Origin of the sequence: Pseudomonas sp. FP2309 (genome assembly GCF_030687575.1) — a bacterium.
Classification (GTDB): domain Bacteria; phylum Pseudomonadota; class Gammaproteobacteria; order Pseudomonadales; family Pseudomonadaceae; genus Aquipseudomonas.
This window is the reverse complement of record NZ_CP117439.1, coordinates 4,512,879-4,529,887: the sequence shown is the minus strand read 5'-3', so window position 1 is coordinate 4,529,887 and position 17,009 is coordinate 4,512,879. Positions and strand designations below refer to the sequence as shown.

Sequence of the window (17,009 nt, the reverse complement as noted above, 5' to 3'; positions counted from 1 at the left end):
GGAGTTCTTCAGTGAAACCGGTCAAAGTAGGCATCTGTGGGTTAGGGACCGTCGGTGGCGGCACCTTCAACGTACTTCAGCGTAACGCTGAAGAAATTTCCCGCCGTGCAGGGCGCGGGATTGAAGTGGCGCAAATTGCCACGCGTTCGCCAAAGCCTCAGTTCCAAACGACCGGTATTGCGATTACCAACGATGTCTTCGCCGTGGCCACCAACCCTGAGATCGACATAGTCATCGAGCTGGTCGGCGGCTACACCGTGGCCCGCGAGCTGGTGCTCAAGGCCATTGAGAACGGCAAGCATGTGGTCACCGCCAACAAGGCGCTGATCGCCGTTCACGGCAACGAGATTTTCGCCAGAGCCCGCGAAAAGGGCGTGATCGTGGCGTTCGAAGCGGCCGTGGCCGGCGGCATCCCGGTGATCAAGGCGATACGTGAAGGCTTGTCCGCCAACCGCATCAACTGGGTGGCCGGCATCATTAACGGCACCGGTAACTTCATCCTCACCGAAATGCGCGAAAAGGGCCGTACCTTCGAAGACGTATTGGCCGAAGCCCAGGCCCTGGGCTACGCCGAAGCCGACCCGACGTTCGACGTGGAAGGCATCGACGCCGCGCACAAGCTGACCATCCTGGCATCCATCGCCTTTGGTATCCCGCTGCAGTTTGACAAGGCCTACACCGAAGGCATCACCAAGCTGACCACGGCCGACGTGAATTACGCCGAAGCCCTGGGCTACCGCATCAAGCACCTCGGTGTTGCGCGCAGCACCCCGGCCGGTATCGAGCTGCGTGTGCATCCGACGTTGATCCCGGCCGATCGCCTGATCGCCAACGTAAACGGCGTGATGAACGCGGTGATGGTCAACGGCGACGCAGCCGGTTCAACCCTGTTCTACGGCGCCGGCGCCGGCATGGAGCCGACCGCGTCGTCGGTGATCGCCGACCTGGTAGACGTGGTTCGCGCCATGACCAGCGACCCGGAAAACCGTGTGCCGCACCTGGCGTTCCAGCCGGATTCGCTGTCGGCCCACCCGATCCTGCCGATCGAAGCCTGCGAAAGTGCCTACTACCTGCGCATCCAGGCCAAGGATCACCCGGGCGTGTTGGCTCAGGTGGCCAGCATTCTCTCGGAGCGTGGTATCAACATCGAGTCGATCATGCAGAAGGAAGTCGAGGAGCAAAACGGCCAGGTGCCGATGATCCTGCTGACCCACCGCGTGCTCGAACAGCACATCAACGATGCTATCAAGGCGCTCGAAGCGTTGCAGGGCGTCGTTGGGCCGGTCGTTCGGATTCGCGTCGAACATCTCAATTAATTCAGTTGCAAGTGCCACGCTACACGCTGCAAGTAAAAGCCGAACCGCTTCAACTTGCAGCTTGTAGCTTAAAGCTTGCAGCTCAAACCGAAGGTTTGCTTTCATGCGCTACATCAGCACCCGCGGCCAGGCACCGGCCCTGAATTTCGAAGACGTCCTGCTGGCGGGCCTCGCCACCGACGGCGGCCTGTACGTGCCGGAAAACCTGCCACGCTTCACCCAGGAAGAAATCGCCTCCTGGGCCGGCCTGCCGTACCACGAGCTGGCGTTCCGGGTCATGCGCCCGTTCGTCACCGGCAGCATTCCGGACGCGGACTTCAAGAAGATCCTCGAAGAGACATACGGTGTGTTTGCCCACAGCGCCATCGCGCCGTTGCGTCAACTAAATGGTAATGAGTGGGTCCTTGAGCTGTTCCACGGCCCGACCCTGGCGTTCAAGGACTTCGCCCTGCAATTGTTGGGTCGCCTGCTGGACTATGTGCTGGCCAAGCGCGGCGAGCGCGTGGTGATCATGGGCGCCACGTCCGGTGATACCGGTTCGGCGGCCATCGAAGGCTGCAAGCATTGCGAAAACGTCGACATCTTCATCCTGCACCCGCACCAGCGAGTGTCGGAAGTGCAGCGTCGCCAGATGACCACGCTCTTTGGGGACAACATCCATAACATCGCCATCGAAGGCAACTTCGATGACTGCCAGGAAATGGTCAAGAACAGCTTCGCTGACCAAAGCTTCCTCAAGGGCACACGCCTGGTGGCGGTGAACTCGATCAACTGGGCGCGGATCATGGCCCAGATCGTCTACTACTTCCACGCCTCCCTGCAGCTGGGTGGCCCTGCGCGTTCGGTGTCGTTCTCGGTGCCGACCGGTAACTTCGGCGATATCTTCGCCGGTTACCTGGCGCGCAACATGGGCCTGCCGATCAACCAGTTGATCGTCGCCACCAACCGCAACGACATCCTGCATCGCTTCATGAGCGGCAACGGGTACGTCAAGGAAACCCTGCACGCCACCCTGTCGCCGTCCATGGACATCATGGTGTCGTCGAACTTCGAGCGCCTGCTCTTCGACATGCACGGGCGCAACGGTGCGGCGATTGCCGGTTTGATGGACAGCTTCAAGAGCGGTGGCGGTTTCAACGTCGAGCAAGAGCGTTGGACCGAAACTCGCAAACTGTTCGACTCCCTGGCGGTTGACGATGCACAGACCTGCGAAACCATCGCTGAGGTCTACGCCCAGACCGGCGAGCTGCTCGACCCGCACACCGCCATTGGTGTGAAGGCCGCGCGCGAATGCCGTCGCAGCCTGGATATCCCGATGGTGATCCTCGGGACCGCCCACCCGGTCAAGTTCCCGGAAGCGGTGGAAAAGGCCGGTGTTGGCAAGGCCCTGGAACTGCCGGCACACCTGGCGGACCTGTTCGAGCGTGAAGAGCGTTGCACGGTGTTGGCCAATGACCTGAAGGCTGTGCAGGCATTTGTCAGCCAGCATGGCAATCGGGGCAAGCCGTTGTAAGGCAAGTCGCGAGTGTAAAAACGCCGCTCTCCCTGTCTTGGGTCAGCGGCGTTTTTTGTTTATAGCTCGCGCTCGGAAGGTGACATGCTCGGTTATATGAGCAATTTGATCGCTATCCCTGTGACCGACGCAATCGTTGCGACGACTGCCGTTGCCACACCCACCCTAAAAAAGCGGCCCATTGCGTAAGCATTTATGTGCCACCGTTTTTTGCCTGTCATGTTGCAAGCGCATGCTGGAAACGTCATCCCCCGGCGACCCCGCGAAAACGAAAAAGCGAACTTTCCTGCGTCACAACCAGTCACTTAGGAAAGAGGCAGCTCCCGTTTACAAGAATGTTTGCGAACTATTGAGTGGTGATCAAAATGGAAAGTATCAGCCTATTGCTCGAAGAAGCACTGAGCCCTTATCAGGTGACGTTGACCACCGCTGGTGTGCAGGACGAGTGCCTGGTGACCGTGAAAAACCCTGCCGGCGCGATCGTGGTCGAACGAGATGTCGACCGTGCGCAATTGATGGACAAGCGCCTCCTGGTGGATGTGGTGGACTGCCTGCTGCGTGACATCAAAATTGCTGAAGGGCGTGTAGAACCTTCGGTTATCGCCGCCCTGCGCAACGCCGCCCAGACCCGCGGCGCCGCTCGCGCATGAAGAATTGTTCACCGTTGGAAACTTCCTACAGCGTGGCCGGTCAGATTTCGTAACAGCAAGAGCGAGCATTGTGCTCCGGTGTTCGTGGCTTGCTGTACTGGTCTTTGTTGGCCACGTTTAACCCCGTCGTGTCTCCCCACACTTCGGGGTTTCTTTTTGCCTGCGATTTGTCAGGGCGCGTCCCGATAGAACCGGGGGTGATCGGTCAGGTACTGCGCGCGCAATGCGGGGTCGAGCCAGTTGGCGTAGGCGTGCAGCAGTTTATCCTGAGGCAGCTTGCTCAGCACCCCGTTGAGGTGCTCGATGACCTGATGACCTTGAGGTGTATCGGAGCAACCGATATGAACGCGCTGATAGGGCATGGCGCCGGCAATCGGATAGAACGCCAGCGTCAGCGGATCGATGCCTTGGCGCAGGGCGTGATAGCGAATTTCGGTCCAGTAACCCAGCACCGCTTCCAGGCGCCCCAGCCGCTGCATCTGCAACAGGCTGCCGAGGGCATCATTGCCGTAGTGCAGCACGCGGTAGTGGGCGTCAGTACGCGCCATCACGCCATCGATGAAGGTCCCATAGCTGCGCTCGGCCACCATGCCCAGACGCGTTTGTTCGTCCTGCAGCAAGGCCGTGAGGTCGATCTTGCCTTGCGTGACCAATGGCGCGAGCGCAGCCTGACGGTCCTGGCGCACCGCCACGCCATTACTGACGATGGAAAATGCCGGACCTGAATACACCACCCACTTGGCCCGCTGCGGAGTCCACAGCAGGCTGGGATCGCAGCTCAGGGCAGGGGCCTGGAGCATTTGCAGGCCGCGTGCCCGGTTGACGTGCACGACCTTGTGTTCGTATTCGGGCAGGCGCTCGATCAGCATTGGCAGCAATTCGTCGATGGCGCCCTGGCCCTTTTGCGGGCCGTCGAAGAAGGTCAGCGGCGGCAGGTCGCTGATCAACCAGGTCAAGGTGTCGGCCGCCTGCAGCGGCAGCGGTGCCAGCCCGAACAATGGCATACACAGCCCAAGCAGCCAGCGGCACGCCATTAGCTTGTGTACGCCATCAGATGGCACCGTGTTCGCGTAAACGGCTGATGGCCGCTGCGTCGTAACCCAGTGCGTTGAGCACCACGCTGTTGTGTTCGCCCAATTGCGGCCCGACCCATTCACAACTGCCGGGGGTATCCGACAGCTTGGGCACGATGCCCGGCATCTTGAAGTCTTTACCGCCCGGTAATTGCGCCTTGAGGAACATCTCCCGCGCGAGGAATTGCGGATCGCCAAGCATGTCTTCGGCGCTGTAGATCCGGCTGGCGGGCACTTCGGCCTTATTGAGCTGCTCCACCACGTGTTCCAGTGGCAACGAGTTCACCCAGCGGTCTATCACCCCGTACAGCTCATCACGGCGTCCGTCGCGGCCGTCATTGCTGGCCAGTTGCGGATCATTGGCCAAATCATCGCGGCCGATGGCGCACATGAAGCGCTTGAAGATCGCGTCGCCGTTGGCACCGATCTGCACATGCTTGCCGTCCGCGCTGGTGTGGATCGAGGAGGGCGTGATGCCGGGCATGATGTTGCCGGTGCGCTCGCGGATAAAGCCAAACACGTCGAACTCGGGGATCATGCTTTCCATCATGGCGAAGATGGCCTCATACAGCGCCACATCCACCACTTGGCCGACGCCGCCGTTGACTTCGCGATGACGCAGCGCCATCAACGCCCCGATCACCGCCCACAACGCGGCGATGGAGTCACCGATGGAGATCCCGGTGCGCACCGGCGGGCGGTCTTCGAAGCCGGTGATGTAACGTAAACCGCCCATGGATTCGCCAACGGCACCAAACCCGGGCTGGTCCTTCATCGGCCCGGTCTGGCCAAAGCCAGAGAGGCGCACCATCACCAGTTTCGGGTTCAGCGCGTGCAGGGTTTCCCAGCTCAGCCCGAGCTTTTCCAGCACGCCGGGGCGGAAGTTCTCGATGAGGATGTCGGCGTCTGCGAGCAGCTGTTTGAGAATCGCCAGACCCTCCGGGTGCTTGAGGTTCAGCGTCAGCGACTTCTTGTTGCGCGCCTGCACGAACCACCACAGCGAGGTGCCCTCATACAGCTTGCGCCATTTGCGCAGCGGGTCGCCGCCATCCGGGGATTCAACCTTGATCACCTCGGCACCGAACTCCGCGCAGATGCGTGAGGCGAACGGGCCGGCGATCAAGGTGCCGAGTTCGATGACTTTGAGGCCTGCAAGCGGTTTGGCATTAAACGACATGGGGATCCTTTCGGGTGCAGAGCGGGTGTGTGAAGCCTTTTAACATAGCCGAGCGGGCCAGGGATAAGGATGATGCAGCGCAGGATTCGTTGAATGGCCCCGCCATCGGGTAGACTGGCCGCCTTTCCCTGTCTTTAGAAGCCCGTTCATGGCCCAGCCGTCCACGACCTACAAATTCGAACTCAACCTCACCGACCTTGATCGTTCGGTGTACGAGAGCGTCAAACAGACCATCGCCCGCCACCCCTCGGAAACCGAAGAACGCATGACCGTGCGCCTGTTGGCCTACGCGCTCTTTTATAACGAGCAACTGTCTTTCGGGCGCGGTCTGTCAGATGTAGACGAACCAGCTCTGTGGGAAAAAAGTCTGGATGATCGGGTGCTGCACTGGATCGAAGTCGGTCAGCCCGATGCCGACCGCCTGACCTGGTGCTCACGTCGCACCGAACGCACCAGCCTGCTGGCGTACGGCAGCCTGCGTGTATGGGAAGGCAAAGTGGTGCCCGTGGCGAAAAACCTGAAGAACGTACACATCGCCGCCGTGCCGCAGGAGGTGCTCGAAACCCTGGCCAAAGACATGCCCCGCGTGATCAAGTGGGACGTGATGATCAGTGAAGGCACGGTCTTCGTCACCGACGACCGTGGCCAGCATGAAGTGCAGCTTGAGTGGTTGGTCGGCGAACGCGATTGATCTGATCGCCACCGGTTACCTGTTTTATTCCTGAATCAGAAGAGAAGCTCCCGTCACCCCATGCGTATCGACCCTCGCCCGTTGCCTGCCGTCTTGCCGTTTCTTGGTGAATTGCCCCCGTTGTTGACCCGTCTTTACGCCGCGCGCGGCGTTCAATCGGAGGTCGAGCTGGATAAGAGCCTGGCGCGGCTGATTCCCTATCAGCAACTCAAAGGCATCGATGCGGCGGTGGACCTGCTGGTGACAGCGCTCGAACAGCGCCAGCGCATCCTGATCGTCGGCGACTTCGACGCCGATGGCGCCACCGCCAGCACCGTGGGCACGCTGGGCTTGCGCTTGCTCGGGGCGGCGCATGTCGATTATCTGGTGCCCAACCGCTTCGAATATGGCTACGGCCTGACCCCGGAAATTGTCGCGGTGGCCCTGCAGCGTGAGCCGCAACTGCTGATCACCGTGGATAACGGCATCTCCAGTGTGGAAGGTGTGGCAGCGGCGAAAGCAGCGGGCCTGCAGGTACTGGTCACCGACCACCATTTGCCCGGCGAGGAGCTGCCGGCGGCTGACGCCATCGTCAACCCGAACCAGCCCGGCTGTGAATTTCCAAGCAAGGCCCTGGCTGGCGTGGGCGTGATCTTTTATGTGCTGATGGCCCTGCGTGCGCGTCTGCGCGAGCTGGGGTGGTACGCCAACACACCGCAGCCGAATATCGGCGACCTGCTCGACCTGGTTGCCCTGGGCAGCGTCGCCGACGTGGTGCCGCTGGACGCCAACAACCGCATCCTGGTGCATCAGGGCCTGGAGCGGATTCGCGCGGGGCGTGCGCGGCCGGGGATCAAGGCGATCCTTGAAGTGGCCAAGCGCGACGCTGCGCGCATCACCTCAACGGACCTGGGCTTTATCCTCGGGCCGCGCCTCAACGCAGCCGGGCGCCTGGACGATATGAGCCTGGGCATCGAATGCCTGCTCACCACGGATGTCGCCGCCGCCCGGGAAATGGCCGCGCAACTGGACGGCATGAACCAGGACCGCAAATCCATCGAGCAAGGCATGCAACGCGAGGCCCTGGCCCAGCTCAAGGACTTGCCGGTGGAATCGATGCCTTACGGCTTGTGCCTGTTCGACCCGCAATGGCACCAGGGCGTGATCGGCATCCTGGCGTCGCGCATGAAGGAACGCTATTTCCGCCCGACCATCGCCTTCGCCGACGCCGGTGACGGCCTGCTCAAGGGCTCAGGACGCTCTGTGCCGGGTTTTCACATCCGTGATGCGCTGGCAGTCGTCGCCAGCCAGCACCCGCACCTGATCGCCAAGTACGGCGGCCACGCGATGGCGGCGGGGCTGACGCTGCCTGAGGCCAATTTCCCACTGTTTGCCGAAGCCTTTGATGCCGAAGTGCGTCGGCAGCTGCGCGAAGAAGACCTCACCGGTCGTCTGCTGTCCGACGGCTCCCTGGCGGTGGAAGAGTTTCACCTGGAGCTGGCCCGCGCCCTGCGACATGCCGGGCCGTGGGGCCAACACTTTCCCGAGCCGTTGTTTCATGGCGTATTCCAGCTGGTCGAGCAGCGGGTGGTGGGGGAGCGGCACCTCAAAGTGGTGCTCAAGAGCGAATGCGGGTCGGTGAAACTCGATGGCATTGCGTTTGGTGTGGACCGGGAAGTGTGGCCAAATCCGACGGTGCGTTGGGTCGAAGTGGCCTACAAGCTGGACGTGAACGAGTTTCGTGGCAATGAAACCGTGCAGTTGATGATTGCGCACATCGAGCCGCGCTGAATCTACGCAACAGTGCAAAAACAAATACGGGAGGGGGCTTACCCCCTCCCGTATTTCAAGCCATGTAATACCAGGGATTACTCAGCTTTATCCTTGGCTTGGTGCTTGACGATGATATCCACCAACCGCTTGGCCAGCGCCGGATAGTTTTCATCGAAGTGATGCCCACCCGGCAATTTGATTGCCTCACCCACCGCGGTCTTGTCGGTGCAGCCACTCTCATCGGCTTCTTCCGCGCCGTAGATGCACACCACTTTTTCCGGCGGCAACTTGGCCATCTCCGGGCCGGTGGCGGCTTCTTTGCCGGCATTGCCAAGCCAGCCTTCCACTTCGATCTCAAAGCTGCCGGTGCGGGCGAAGGCCAGCAGGATGATCGCGTCGACTCGCTGCTGTTCGTTCGCCGGCATACGGTTGTAGATCGCTGGCAGCACGTCGGCGCCGAATGAGTAACCGGTCAGCACGAAGCGCTGAGTGCCCCACTTCTGGCGGTAGTGCTGCATCAGCTCGGCGAGGTCCTTGGCGCTTTGTTCGGGGGTTTTGTGCTGCCAGTAGTAGCGCAGGGTGTCGATGCCGACCACCGGGTAGCCGATCTTGGCCATTTCACCGGCCACGTCGCGGTCCAGGTCACGCCAGCCGCCGTCACCGGAGAGGAACAGGGTCACGGTGTCTTTGGCCTGGCCCGCCGGTACTTCAACCACCGGAATCGCCAGCCCGCCGTTGTCCGAACCCACCAGTTGCTTGCGCAGCTCGTTGTTCAGCACTTGCGGGTAGTGAATGTCGTAGTCGCTGATGCTGGTAGTGGCGCGCGGTGTGTCGCGTACGAAACTGGCGCTTTCATCGTCAGGGTTGTCGTTCCAGGCCACCAGCCAGTTGCCGTGGGCGGCCGTCTTCGGCAGCGGGTCCTTGCAGCCTTCCTGCACCAGGGTGAAACCGACGGAGATGGCGTTGGCCTTGTCGTCGTTCTGAGCTGCCAGCCAGCGCCAGGCGAGGGCGGCGCCAGGACCGATGCCGCTGACCAGCGTCGCTGGGCCCTTGAGCTGGCCCAGGGCGCTTTGCAGCGCTTGTTCCTGCAGCGTGCAGTCGTCTTTTGGCAGGATCAACTGGACGATCTGCGCCTTGCCACCCTGGCTCAGTGCGATGAGTTGGCTGTCGGTCAGGGTTTCATCGGCCATCACCGCCACGGCGACGCGCGCTTTGGGGGTGCCGGCCGGGGTGACGCGGGTCAGCACCGAGCCATCGGCCTGGGGCAGTTGCTCCAGGATCGGCTGCGGGGCAGGGCGGTTCCAGAACCAGAAGCCACCGCCCAGAACCAGCGCGAGCAGCACTAAAAAGGCCAATACATACCGCCACGAGCGTCGAGTCATCAGCGTTTCACCAATCCAGTCAAGCCACCCGCGATCAGGGCGGCGGTGTCGGCCAGTGCCACCAGCGGATCAAGACCCGCGGGCACAGCCATGTATCGGGGTTCCCAGTCAGGCTGGAACTTGTCTTTGAAGCGGCGCAGACCTTGGAAGTTATACAGTTGCTCACCGCGGCGGAACACCATCGAACCCAAACGTTGGGTCAGCGGTGCGCCACGTCGCGGCTGCAGGCCCGACAGCGGCACCATGCCGAGGCTGAAGCGTGCATAACCGTGACCCTTATAGTGCTGAATCAGGCCGACCATCATGAACTCCATGGTCAGCTTGGGTGCATCGGGGTGGGCGCGCATCAGGTCGAGACTGGCCAGGTCGTGGTTGTAGGTCTCAAGCAGATTGGCGAAGGCGACCGGCCGCCCTTCGAAGCGAATGATCGCGATACGAAAGTGCTTGAGGTAGTCATCGCTGAAGCGGCCCAGGGAAAAGCCCTTTTCGCGCACATTCTTACCGGTAAGCCAGGCATCCGAGATAACTTTTAATTCATCCATCGGCGCTGTGCCCGGCTCGCAGATCTCCAGCGACAGGCCGTCGCGGGTGCCACGGTTCCAGGTGTAGCGCAAATCCTTCATCTCTTTGCCCTTGGCTTCCAGGTCAAAGCGTTTCAGGTCGACGCGGGCTTCTTCGCCCAGCTTGATCGCGGTGAGGCCGATATCCATGTAATACGGCAGGTTCTCCGCGCGCACCTGGTAGAACACCGGGCGGGCGTGGTGGATGTCGCACAGGTCACGGAATTGCCAGATCATCTCGGCGCGCGGTTGGGTCGGGCCGATCGGGTCATACAAGGCCACCAGGCTGCGCCCGCGACGGGCATACATCAGGAACGCTTCGTCGTTAGGGTGAAACAGCAGCGCCTTGTCACCGGTCAGGGCCAGGCCGCCGTCGGGTTGGGACGAGGCCATCAGGATCTTGCTCGCGCGTTCCAGCTCATCCGGGGTCGGCAGGTGGATCACCGGGCGCGCGGTGCGCAGCAGCCAGGTCAGCGAAACGATCACCAGCAGTACGGCGGCACCCAGCAATGAGCGCAGGCCACGGGGGGCGTTGGCGTCGAGGGTGAACTGCCACCACAGTTGATGGCTGTACGGCACGTCCTGATAGGCAAACAGCAGCAGCCAGATCGAGGCGCCCAGCACGCAGACGCTGGCCACCAGATACAGCGGCGAAAACGGCAGTTCGGTCAAGCGGCTGGCGCGGTAGAACGAGCGCCGGAAGATTGCCAGCAACACCGCCGTCATGGTCATCAGGCTGGCTTCTTCCCAGTCAAAACCTTTGAGCAGCGAGAGCAGGGCGCCTACCAGCAACAGCACCATGGTCAGCATCCAGGCGGCCGACAAACGCCGACGCAGGCCCTGTGCCAACAACAGACAAAGCACGCCGATAAGGCTGGCGCCAAAGTGCGAGGCGTCAATCAGGCGGTGTGGAATCAGGAAGCCGATGTTTTCCAGGCGTGAGTCGATTTCTGGCGTGGCGCCGGAAAACAGCAGAACCACGCCGGACAAAAAAACCAGTACGGCCAGCACCGGTGCCGCCAGACCCGAGGCAACGCGCAGGCTCTGCTGGGTCTGGAACAGCCGTTGGGCTTCGTTGATCAGCAGGAACACACAGGCGATCAGCAGCGGTAATACCACGTAGATCATGCGGTACAGCAGCAGGGCGGCTGCCAGTGGCGCGGCACCGAGCTTGTCGGCGAAGGCGGCCAGCAGAATTGCTTCGAACACCCCCACACCACCCGGCACATGGCTGAGTACGCCGGCGGCCAGAGCCAGCAGGTACACCAGCAGGAATGGGCCGAGGGGCGGAGCTTCCGGCAGCAGCATATAAAGGACGGTGGCGGCTGCGGCGACGTCCAGTGCGGTGATGATCAGTTGCAGAAACGTCAGGCGACGGCCCGGCAGGCGCAGGGTGCGACGGCCGACCCTGACCAGCAGGTTGTCCGGATACGGTTGTTCCGGCAGGCGGCGGCGATAAATACCGACGCACAGCATTGCCGACAACAGCAGCACAGCACCGGCAACGCCGCCGAGCAGACTTTGCGGCAAATGCAGGTAGGTCGATGCGGCCGGCAAATTGCTCAGTGTGGCCAATGCAGCCAGTGGCGGCAGGGCACAACCCAGGGCAAGGCTGGCGAACACGGTCATGTGGGCCACTTCTGACGCGCCGATGCCATGTCGTGCATATAAACGGTAACGCACCGAACCGCCCGAGAGCATCGACAGGCCTATGGCGTTGCCGATGGCAAACGCGGTGAAGCCGCCCAGGGCCAAGGTTTTGGCGGGCAGTGTCACTCCGGCGTAACGTGCGCCGGAAAACTCATAGCCCAATAGAATGATGAACCCGGCGACCGCTGCCGCGAATGCACCCAGCAAGGCCGGCTTGGGCACTTCCAGGATCGAGTCATGGAGCGCGTAGAGATCCAGCTCCAGCAACAGGTGTCGGCAGGCGATCAGAGCGATTGCGAACAGCAGCAATGTGACGGCCAGTCCGATGGGTTGCCGGTACTTGCTCAACAGATCCAGCCAACGCAAACGGGTGGGGGGGATCGGTTGTTCTGCTGTGACGGTGTCTTTTGGTTCAGACGAGTTGGCGCGCATCAATCACCTCGTGGATTGTGCGCGACAGGATGGGGGTATCCAGCCAAGTTACCAATCCCTATGGACAAAATAATTACAAATATTAACGCGGATCGCCGGGGGCGGCGACTGCGGCCATTGGTCGTAGAGACATAAGCATAGCGTGTGAAGAGATGGACTCTACAGAACCGTGTACGGTTTCATGAAAGATGCCATGCCATTGTTTCAGAAGAACTTTTTCGCCGGATACAAAAAAGGCCACTCTTTCGAGTAGCCTTTTTTGATGTTTGGTTGCGGGAGCCGGATTTGAACCGACGACCTTCGGGTTATGAGCCCGACGAGCTACCAGACTGCTCCATCCCGCGTCTGTGGGCGGCATTCTACAGCCCAGCGGAGAGGTGTCAACCGTTAATCAACCGCCGAGTCAAAAAAGTGTGAAATAGCGGACAAGTAACCTAAGTTCGCGATTGAAAACGCTTTTTGTAGTGCGGGCTTGACCCGCGCCGGGCTGCGGACAGTGCGTAGTGAAGTGCACGGTATCTGGTGTGTGGCTGCTTTGCATTGTGGCGCGGGTCAAAACCCTCGCGCCACAAAAACAAAAAAGGCCACTCTTTCGAGTAGCCTTTTTTGATGTTTGGTTGCGGGAGCCGGATTTGAACCGACGACCTTCGGGTTATGAGCCCGACGAGCTACCAGACTGCTCCATCCCGCGTCTGTGTGTCGGCATTCTACAGCGGAACGCGGGTGTGTCAACTCCTAATTCAAGAAAACGGCTTGTGGTTCAATCGCTTAGCTCTCCATTGGGGCTTGTTTTGAGCGCGCGGGCCAGTCGGGCCGCGGCTTGCAGCTCTATTGGAAGGCCAAACTCGATTGAAAAAACAAATCCATCGGGAAGTTTTCCTACCGCTTGGGCGGAAGATTCAAACTACTGGTGCTATATACAGGGGTGAATGCGATACTGCCCGCCCGTTGGATTACACCCTCTTTTATATGACGCAGCGCAAAATCATCCACGTCGACTGTGATTGCTTCTACGCCGCCATCGAGATGCGTGACGACCCGAGCCTCGCGCAAAAACCGCTGGCGGTGGGCGGCTCGGCAGATCGGCGGGGCGTGATCGCTACGTGCAACTACGAGGCGCGGGCCTATGGGGTGCGCTCGGCGATGTCATCGCGTCATGCCTTGAAGCTCTGCCCGGACCTGACCATCGTCAAGCCGCGTATGGATGCCTATAAAGAAGCGTCGAAGGAAATCCAGACGATCTTTCGCGACTACACCGACTTGATCGAGCCGTTGTCGCTGGATGAGGCCTACCTCGACGTCTCCGAATGCTCGCATTTTGGCGGCAGTGCGACGCGGATCGCTCAGGATATTCGCCGCAGGGTCTCCAACCAATTGCACATCACCGTCTCCGCCGGCGTGGCGCCGAACAAATTCCTGGCCAAGATCGCCAGTGATTGGAAAAAACCCAACGGTCTGTTCGTGATTACCCCGGATCAGGTCGAAGACTTTGTCTCCCAGCTGCGCGTGAGCAAATTGCACGGCGTGGGCAAGGTCACCGCCGATAAGCTGGCGCGCCTGGGGATCGAGGACTGCCTGCAACTGCGCGAGTGGAACAAGCTGGCGTTGGTGCGTGAATTCGGCAGTTTTGGCGAGCGGCTCTGGAGCCTGGCCCGTGGGATCGATGACCGGGTGGTGCAAAACGACAGTCGTCGGCAGTCGATCAGCGTGGAAAATACCTACGATGTGGACCTGCCGGATCTTTCAAGTTGCCTGGCGAAGCTGCCGGAACTGATGGAGACCCTGGCCGGGCGCATGGCCCGCATCGATAGCAGCTACCGCGCGGGCAAGCCGTTCGTGAAGGTGAAGTTTCATGACTTTACCCAGACCACGCTGGAGCAGGCCGGGGCAGGGCGGGACCTGGAGAGTTATCAACAGCTGCTGACGCAGGCGTTTAACCGGGGCGGAAAACCGGTGCGGTTGTTAGGGATTGGTGTGCGGTTGCTGGACCTGAGCAGCGGTAACGAGCAACTCGAGTTTTCCTGGTAGTCATCGGATAAAAATGTGAGTGCCGGCAAGCCAGCCCCCACATTTGATCTCCACAGATCTTGGGCTCAGCGTGCCCCTGGATCCGCCACCAACCGCCCCGCATCCTTGGTCAGTGCTTGCAGAAATTCCTGCTGCAACTCCGGATCATTGCGGGTCAGTTCGATCAGGCTTTGTTCCAGTTCACTGGCTTCTTCTTCCAGACCCAGTTCCGACAAGCGTTTGACTCGATGCACCCACTGGCTGACTTCGTCGTCTTCCAGATCGTCGTAGATCAGGCCGTGAGCTTCGAGCAGCTTGCCGCGCAAGGTGCTGCTGATCGCCAGGGTCGAGTCCGAGTGCACATCGTCCTGGCCATCTTCCACACTGATCTTCAACGTGGTCACGCGGTTCAGGTCTTGTTCGGCAAACGGGCTGTCCAACAGGTTCAGGCGCAGGACGCCGTTGCGGTCGGTGGTCAGCTCATGCGTCTGTCTGCCGGCAATGACCTGTACCGGGCGCTCGCTCCAGGGCAGGCTCGAATACTCCACGCGTTTGTCGCGCTGGACTTCATCGATACCCGCCAGGTTCTGTTGCGCACGGCCATGGGATTGCACGTTCATGAACGGGTTGAGCCCGTCCACGCCGTAGGTCAGCCAGTCGTGGGTCATGCTGGTCGGCAAGTGACCGAGCGCGAAGATATTCGCCACGTTGGCACCGGCGCCTGCCACCAGCGCCACTGCTCCCAGGGGCATCTCGTAGAGTTTCCGCCAGGGCTGGTAGGGCGTGTAGCGGTCATAACGACGGGTAACTTCGAACTCAGTGACCTCAAAGGTCTTTTGCTCGTGAATGCGCACCCGGCGTTGCGGCAGCTCCAGCACTTTGGGTTCGCCTACGTCGATCTGCAGGCTGTGGTCGAGCAACTTACGCTCGACCCGCTCCTCGTGCTCACTGCGTTGCGACATCTGGTTGGCGCAGCCGCTGACCAGCAGGGCGCCGCACAAGGCGGCGCCCCCCAGGGCTCTGGTGTTTCGCTTGAACATGACTTCTCTTGATCTGGTTTTCAGCGACGAATACGCGCCTGAAGGAAAGACAGCACGTCAGCCACCGGCAACGGTTGGGCTTCGGCTTCGGTCCGGCTTTTGTATTCCAGATTGCCATCGGCCAGGCCGCGGTCACTGACCACGATGCGGTGGGGGATGCCAATCAGTTCCATGTCGGCGAACTTGATGCCCGGGCTGGTTTTCTTGTCGCGGTCATCAAGCAGCACTTCAAAACCGGCGGCCGTGAGTTCGGCATACAGTTTGTCGGTGGCTTCGCGTACTTGCTCGGTTTCGTAGCGCAGCGGTACCAGGGCTACCTGGAACGGCGCCAGGGCGTCACTCCAGATGATGCCTTTCTCGTCGTTGTTCTGCTCGATGGCAGCGGCAACCACGCGGGAGACACCAATACCGTAGCAGCCCATGTCCAGGGTGATCGGCTTGCCGTTCTCGCCCAGCACTTCGCACTTCATCGCCTTGCTGTACTTGTTACCCAGTTGGAAGATATGCCCGACTTCAATGCCGCGCTTGATTTCCAGGGTGCCCTTGCCATCCGGGCTTGGGTCACCGGCGACCACGTTACGCAGGTCGGCCACGGTCGGCACCGGCAGGTCGCGCTCCCAGTTCACGCCGAAGTAGTGCTTGTCGTCGATGTTCGCACCAATGGCAAAGTCGCTCATCAGCTCGACCGAGCGGTCGATGATGATCGGCAACGGCAGGTTCAGCGGGCCCAGGGAACCGGCGCCGGCGCCAATCGCGTCGCGCAGGTCGGCATCGGTGGCCATGACCAGCGGGCTGGCCACGCCAGGTTGCTGGGCGGCTTTGATTTCGTTGAGTTCGTGGTCGCCACGCACCACCAGGGCGATCAGCTTGCCTTCTTCCTCGGCGCGCACGATCAGGGTCTTGATGGTCTTTTCAATCGGCAGATTGAATTTTTCCACCAGGGCCGCGATGGTCTTGGTCTCAGGGGTGTCTACCAGGCGCAGCTCTTCGGCCGGGGCAGAGCGCGAGGTTTCACGCGGTATGGCTTCGGCTTTCTCGATGTTCGCGGCGTAGTCGGAACCGTTGCTGAACACGATATCGTCTTCGCCGGACTCGGCCAGCACGTGGAACTCGTGGGAGCCGGCGCCGCCGATGGAGCCGTTGTCCGCTTCAACCGGGCGGAACTTCAGGCCCAGGCGCGTGAACACGTTGCAGTAGGCCTGGTGCATGCGGTTGTAGGTGACCTGCAGCGATGCCTGGTCGGCGTGGAACGAGTAGGCGTCCTTCATGATGAACTCACGGCCACGCATCAAGCCGAAGCGTGGGCGGATTTCATCACGGAATTTGGTCTGGATCTGATACAGGTTCAGCGGCAGCTGTTTGTAGCTGCTCAGCTCGTTGCGCATCAGGTCGGTGATCACTTCTTCATGGGTCGGGCCCGCGCAGAAGTCGCGGCCATGACGGTCCTTGAAGCGCAGCAACTCAGGGCCGTACTCTTCCCAGCGCCCGGATTCCTGCCACAACTCAGCCGGTTGAGTGCTCGGCATCAACACTTCGAGAGAGCCTGCGGCGTTCATTTCTTCACGAACGATGGCTTCGACCTTGCGCATCACCTTCAAGCCCATGGGCAGCCAGGTGTACAGGCCCGAGGCCAGTTTGCGGATCATACCGGCGCGCAGCATCAACTGATGGCTGATCACGACTGCGTCGGAAGGCGTTTCTTTCTGTGTGGCGAGCAAATATTGACTGGTACGCATGGTAGGCCGTTGTCGGTTGCTTGGACTTGA

Annotated in this window: 12 protein-coding genes and 2 tRNA genes; 6 read left to right on the top strand and 8 right to left on the bottom strand. The window is 60.9% G+C overall.

Going from position 1 to position 17,009, the window contains the following annotated elements; all coding sequences use genetic code 11:
* Nucleotides 1-11 precede the first annotated feature (11 nt).
* From PSH59_RS20835 to PSH59_RS20825, 3 genes are all read left to right on the top strand, one after another.
* Nucleotides 12-1,316, top strand: a complete 1,305-nt coding sequence (locus tag PSH59_RS20835; RefSeq protein ID WP_248079872.1) for a homoserine dehydrogenase — start codon at nucleotides 12-14, stop codon at nucleotides 1,314-1,316.
* Between the two features lie 103 nt (nucleotides 1,317-1,419).
* Entirely contained in the window at nucleotides 1,420-2,829 is a 1,410-nt protein-coding gene (gene thrC / locus PSH59_RS20830; protein ID WP_248079874.1) for a threonine synthase, read from the top strand.
* 365 nt (nucleotides 2,830-3,194) lie between these two features.
* Nucleotides 3,195-3,479: a DUF3509 domain-containing protein gene (locus PSH59_RS20825; protein WP_248079876.1), complete on the top strand. Its 285-nt coding sequence runs from the start codon at nucleotides 3,195-3,197 to the stop codon at nucleotides 3,477-3,479.
* 170 nt (nucleotides 3,480-3,649) lie between these two features.
* Here PSH59_RS20825 and PSH59_RS20820 read toward each other — a convergent pair whose 3' ends face one another.
* Together PSH59_RS20820 and PSH59_RS20815 are read right to left on the bottom strand one after the other, a co-directional pair.
* Nucleotides 3,650-4,513 carry a TIGR02285 family protein gene (locus tag PSH59_RS20820; RefSeq protein ID WP_305393572.1) on the bottom strand — a complete coding sequence of 288 codons (864 nt, stop codon included), beginning with the start codon at nucleotides 4,511-4,513 and terminating at the stop codon, nucleotides 3,650-3,652.
* A 16-nt stretch (nucleotides 4,514-4,529) separates the two neighbouring features.
* A complete protein-coding gene (locus tag PSH59_RS20815) occupies nucleotides 4,530-5,729 on the bottom strand; it encodes a CaiB/BaiF CoA-transferase family protein (protein ID WP_305393571.1) in 1,200 nt (399 codons plus the stop codon).
* Nucleotides 5,730-5,877: 148 nt separating this feature from the next.
* On the opposite strand from PSH59_RS20815, the gene PSH59_RS20810 reads away from it, so the two are divergent.
* Both PSH59_RS20810 and recJ read left to right on the top strand, forming a co-directional pair.
* Nucleotides 5,878-6,420, top strand: coding sequence for a YaeQ family protein (locus PSH59_RS20810; RefSeq protein WP_248079882.1), 543 nt, complete (start codon nucleotides 5,878-5,880; stop codon nucleotides 6,418-6,420).
* 60 nt (nucleotides 6,421-6,480) lie between these two features.
* Nucleotides 6,481-8,190 carry a single-stranded-DNA-specific exonuclease RecJ gene (gene recJ, locus PSH59_RS20805; RefSeq protein WP_248079884.1) on the top strand — a complete coding sequence of 570 codons (1,710 nt, stop codon included), beginning with the start codon at nucleotides 6,481-6,483 and terminating at the stop codon, nucleotides 8,188-8,190.
* A gap of 77 nt (nucleotides 8,191-8,267) precedes the next feature.
* Here recJ and PSH59_RS20800 read toward each other — a convergent pair whose 3' ends face one another.
* From PSH59_RS20800 to PSH59_RS20785, 4 genes are all read right to left on the bottom strand, one after another.
* Nucleotides 8,268-9,554 carry a virulence factor family protein gene (locus PSH59_RS20800; RefSeq protein ID WP_305393569.1) on the bottom strand — a complete coding sequence of 429 codons (1,287 nt, stop codon included), beginning with the start codon at nucleotides 9,552-9,554 and terminating at the stop codon, nucleotides 8,268-8,270.
* Nucleotides 9,554-12,196: a bifunctional lysylphosphatidylglycerol flippase/synthetase MprF gene (gene mprF / locus PSH59_RS20795; protein ID WP_305393568.1), complete on the bottom strand. Its 2,643-nt coding sequence runs from the start codon at nucleotides 12,194-12,196 to the stop codon at nucleotides 9,554-9,556. Before mprF ends, PSH59_RS20800 begins: the two co-directional genes overlap by 1 nt.
* Before the next feature lie 267 nt (nucleotides 12,197-12,463).
* A tRNA-Met gene (locus PSH59_RS20790) sits at nucleotides 12,464-12,540 on the bottom strand.
* A 270-nt stretch (nucleotides 12,541-12,810) separates the two neighbouring features.
* Nucleotides 12,811-12,887, bottom strand: a tRNA-Met gene (locus PSH59_RS20785).
* A 278-nt stretch (nucleotides 12,888-13,165) separates the two neighbouring features.
* On the opposite strand from PSH59_RS20785, the gene dinB reads away from it, so the two are divergent.
* Entirely contained in the window at nucleotides 13,166-14,224 is a 1,059-nt protein-coding gene (gene dinB, locus PSH59_RS20780) for a DNA polymerase IV (RefSeq protein ID WP_305393567.1), read from the top strand.
* Between the two features lie 65 nt (nucleotides 14,225-14,289).
* On the opposite strand, the gene PSH59_RS20775 is transcribed toward dinB, so the two are convergent.
* Together PSH59_RS20775 and PSH59_RS20770 are read right to left on the bottom strand one after the other, a co-directional pair.
* On the bottom strand, nucleotides 14,290-15,243 hold the full coding sequence (locus tag PSH59_RS20775) for a hypothetical protein (protein ID WP_248079892.1): 954 nt from the start codon (nucleotides 15,241-15,243) through the stop codon (nucleotides 14,290-14,292).
* A 20-nt stretch (nucleotides 15,244-15,263) separates the two neighbouring features.
* Nucleotides 15,264-16,979, bottom strand: coding sequence for a proline--tRNA ligase (locus PSH59_RS20770; RefSeq protein WP_305393566.1), 1,716 nt, complete (start codon nucleotides 16,977-16,979; stop codon nucleotides 15,264-15,266).
* Nucleotides 16,980-17,009: the final 30 nt, after the last annotated feature.

Bases quoted from the DNA above. Each gene is read 5' to 3' on its own strand.
- thrC (WP_248079874.1), top strand. From the start codon at position 1,420: ATGCGCTACATCAGCACCCGCGGCCAGGCACCGGCCCTGAATTTCGAA.
- PSH59_RS20825 (WP_248079876.1), top strand. From the start codon at position 3,195: ATGGAAAGTATCAGCCTATTGCTCGAAGAAGCACTGAGCCCTTATCAG.
- PSH59_RS20820 (WP_305393572.1), bottom strand. From the start codon at position 4,513: ATGGCGTGCCGCTGGCTGCTTGGGCTGTGTATGCCATTGTTCGGGCTG.
- PSH59_RS20815 (WP_305393571.1), bottom strand. From the start codon at position 5,729: ATGTCGTTTAATGCCAAACCGCTTGCAGGCCTCAAAGTCATCGAACTC.
- PSH59_RS20810 (WP_248079882.1), top strand. From the start codon at position 5,878: ATGGCCCAGCCGTCCACGACCTACAAATTCGAACTCAACCTCACCGAC.
- recJ (WP_248079884.1), top strand. From the start codon at position 6,481: ATGCGTATCGACCCTCGCCCGTTGCCTGCCGTCTTGCCGTTTCTTGGT.
- PSH59_RS20800 (WP_305393569.1), bottom strand. From the start codon at position 9,554: ATGACTCGACGCTCGTGGCGGTATGTATTGGCCTTTTTAGTGCTGCTC.
- mprF (WP_305393568.1), bottom strand. From the start codon at position 12,196: ATGCGCGCCAACTCGTCTGAACCAAAAGACACCGTCACAGCAGAACAA.
- dinB (WP_305393567.1), top strand. From the start codon at position 13,166: ATGACGCAGCGCAAAATCATCCACGTCGACTGTGATTGCTTCTACGCC.
- PSH59_RS20775 (WP_248079892.1), bottom strand. From the start codon at position 15,243: ATGTTCAAGCGAAACACCAGAGCCCTGGGGGGCGCCGCCTTGTGCGGC.
- PSH59_RS20770 (WP_305393566.1), bottom strand. From the start codon at position 16,979: ATGCGTACCAGTCAATATTTGCTCGCCACACAGAAAGAAACGCCTTCC.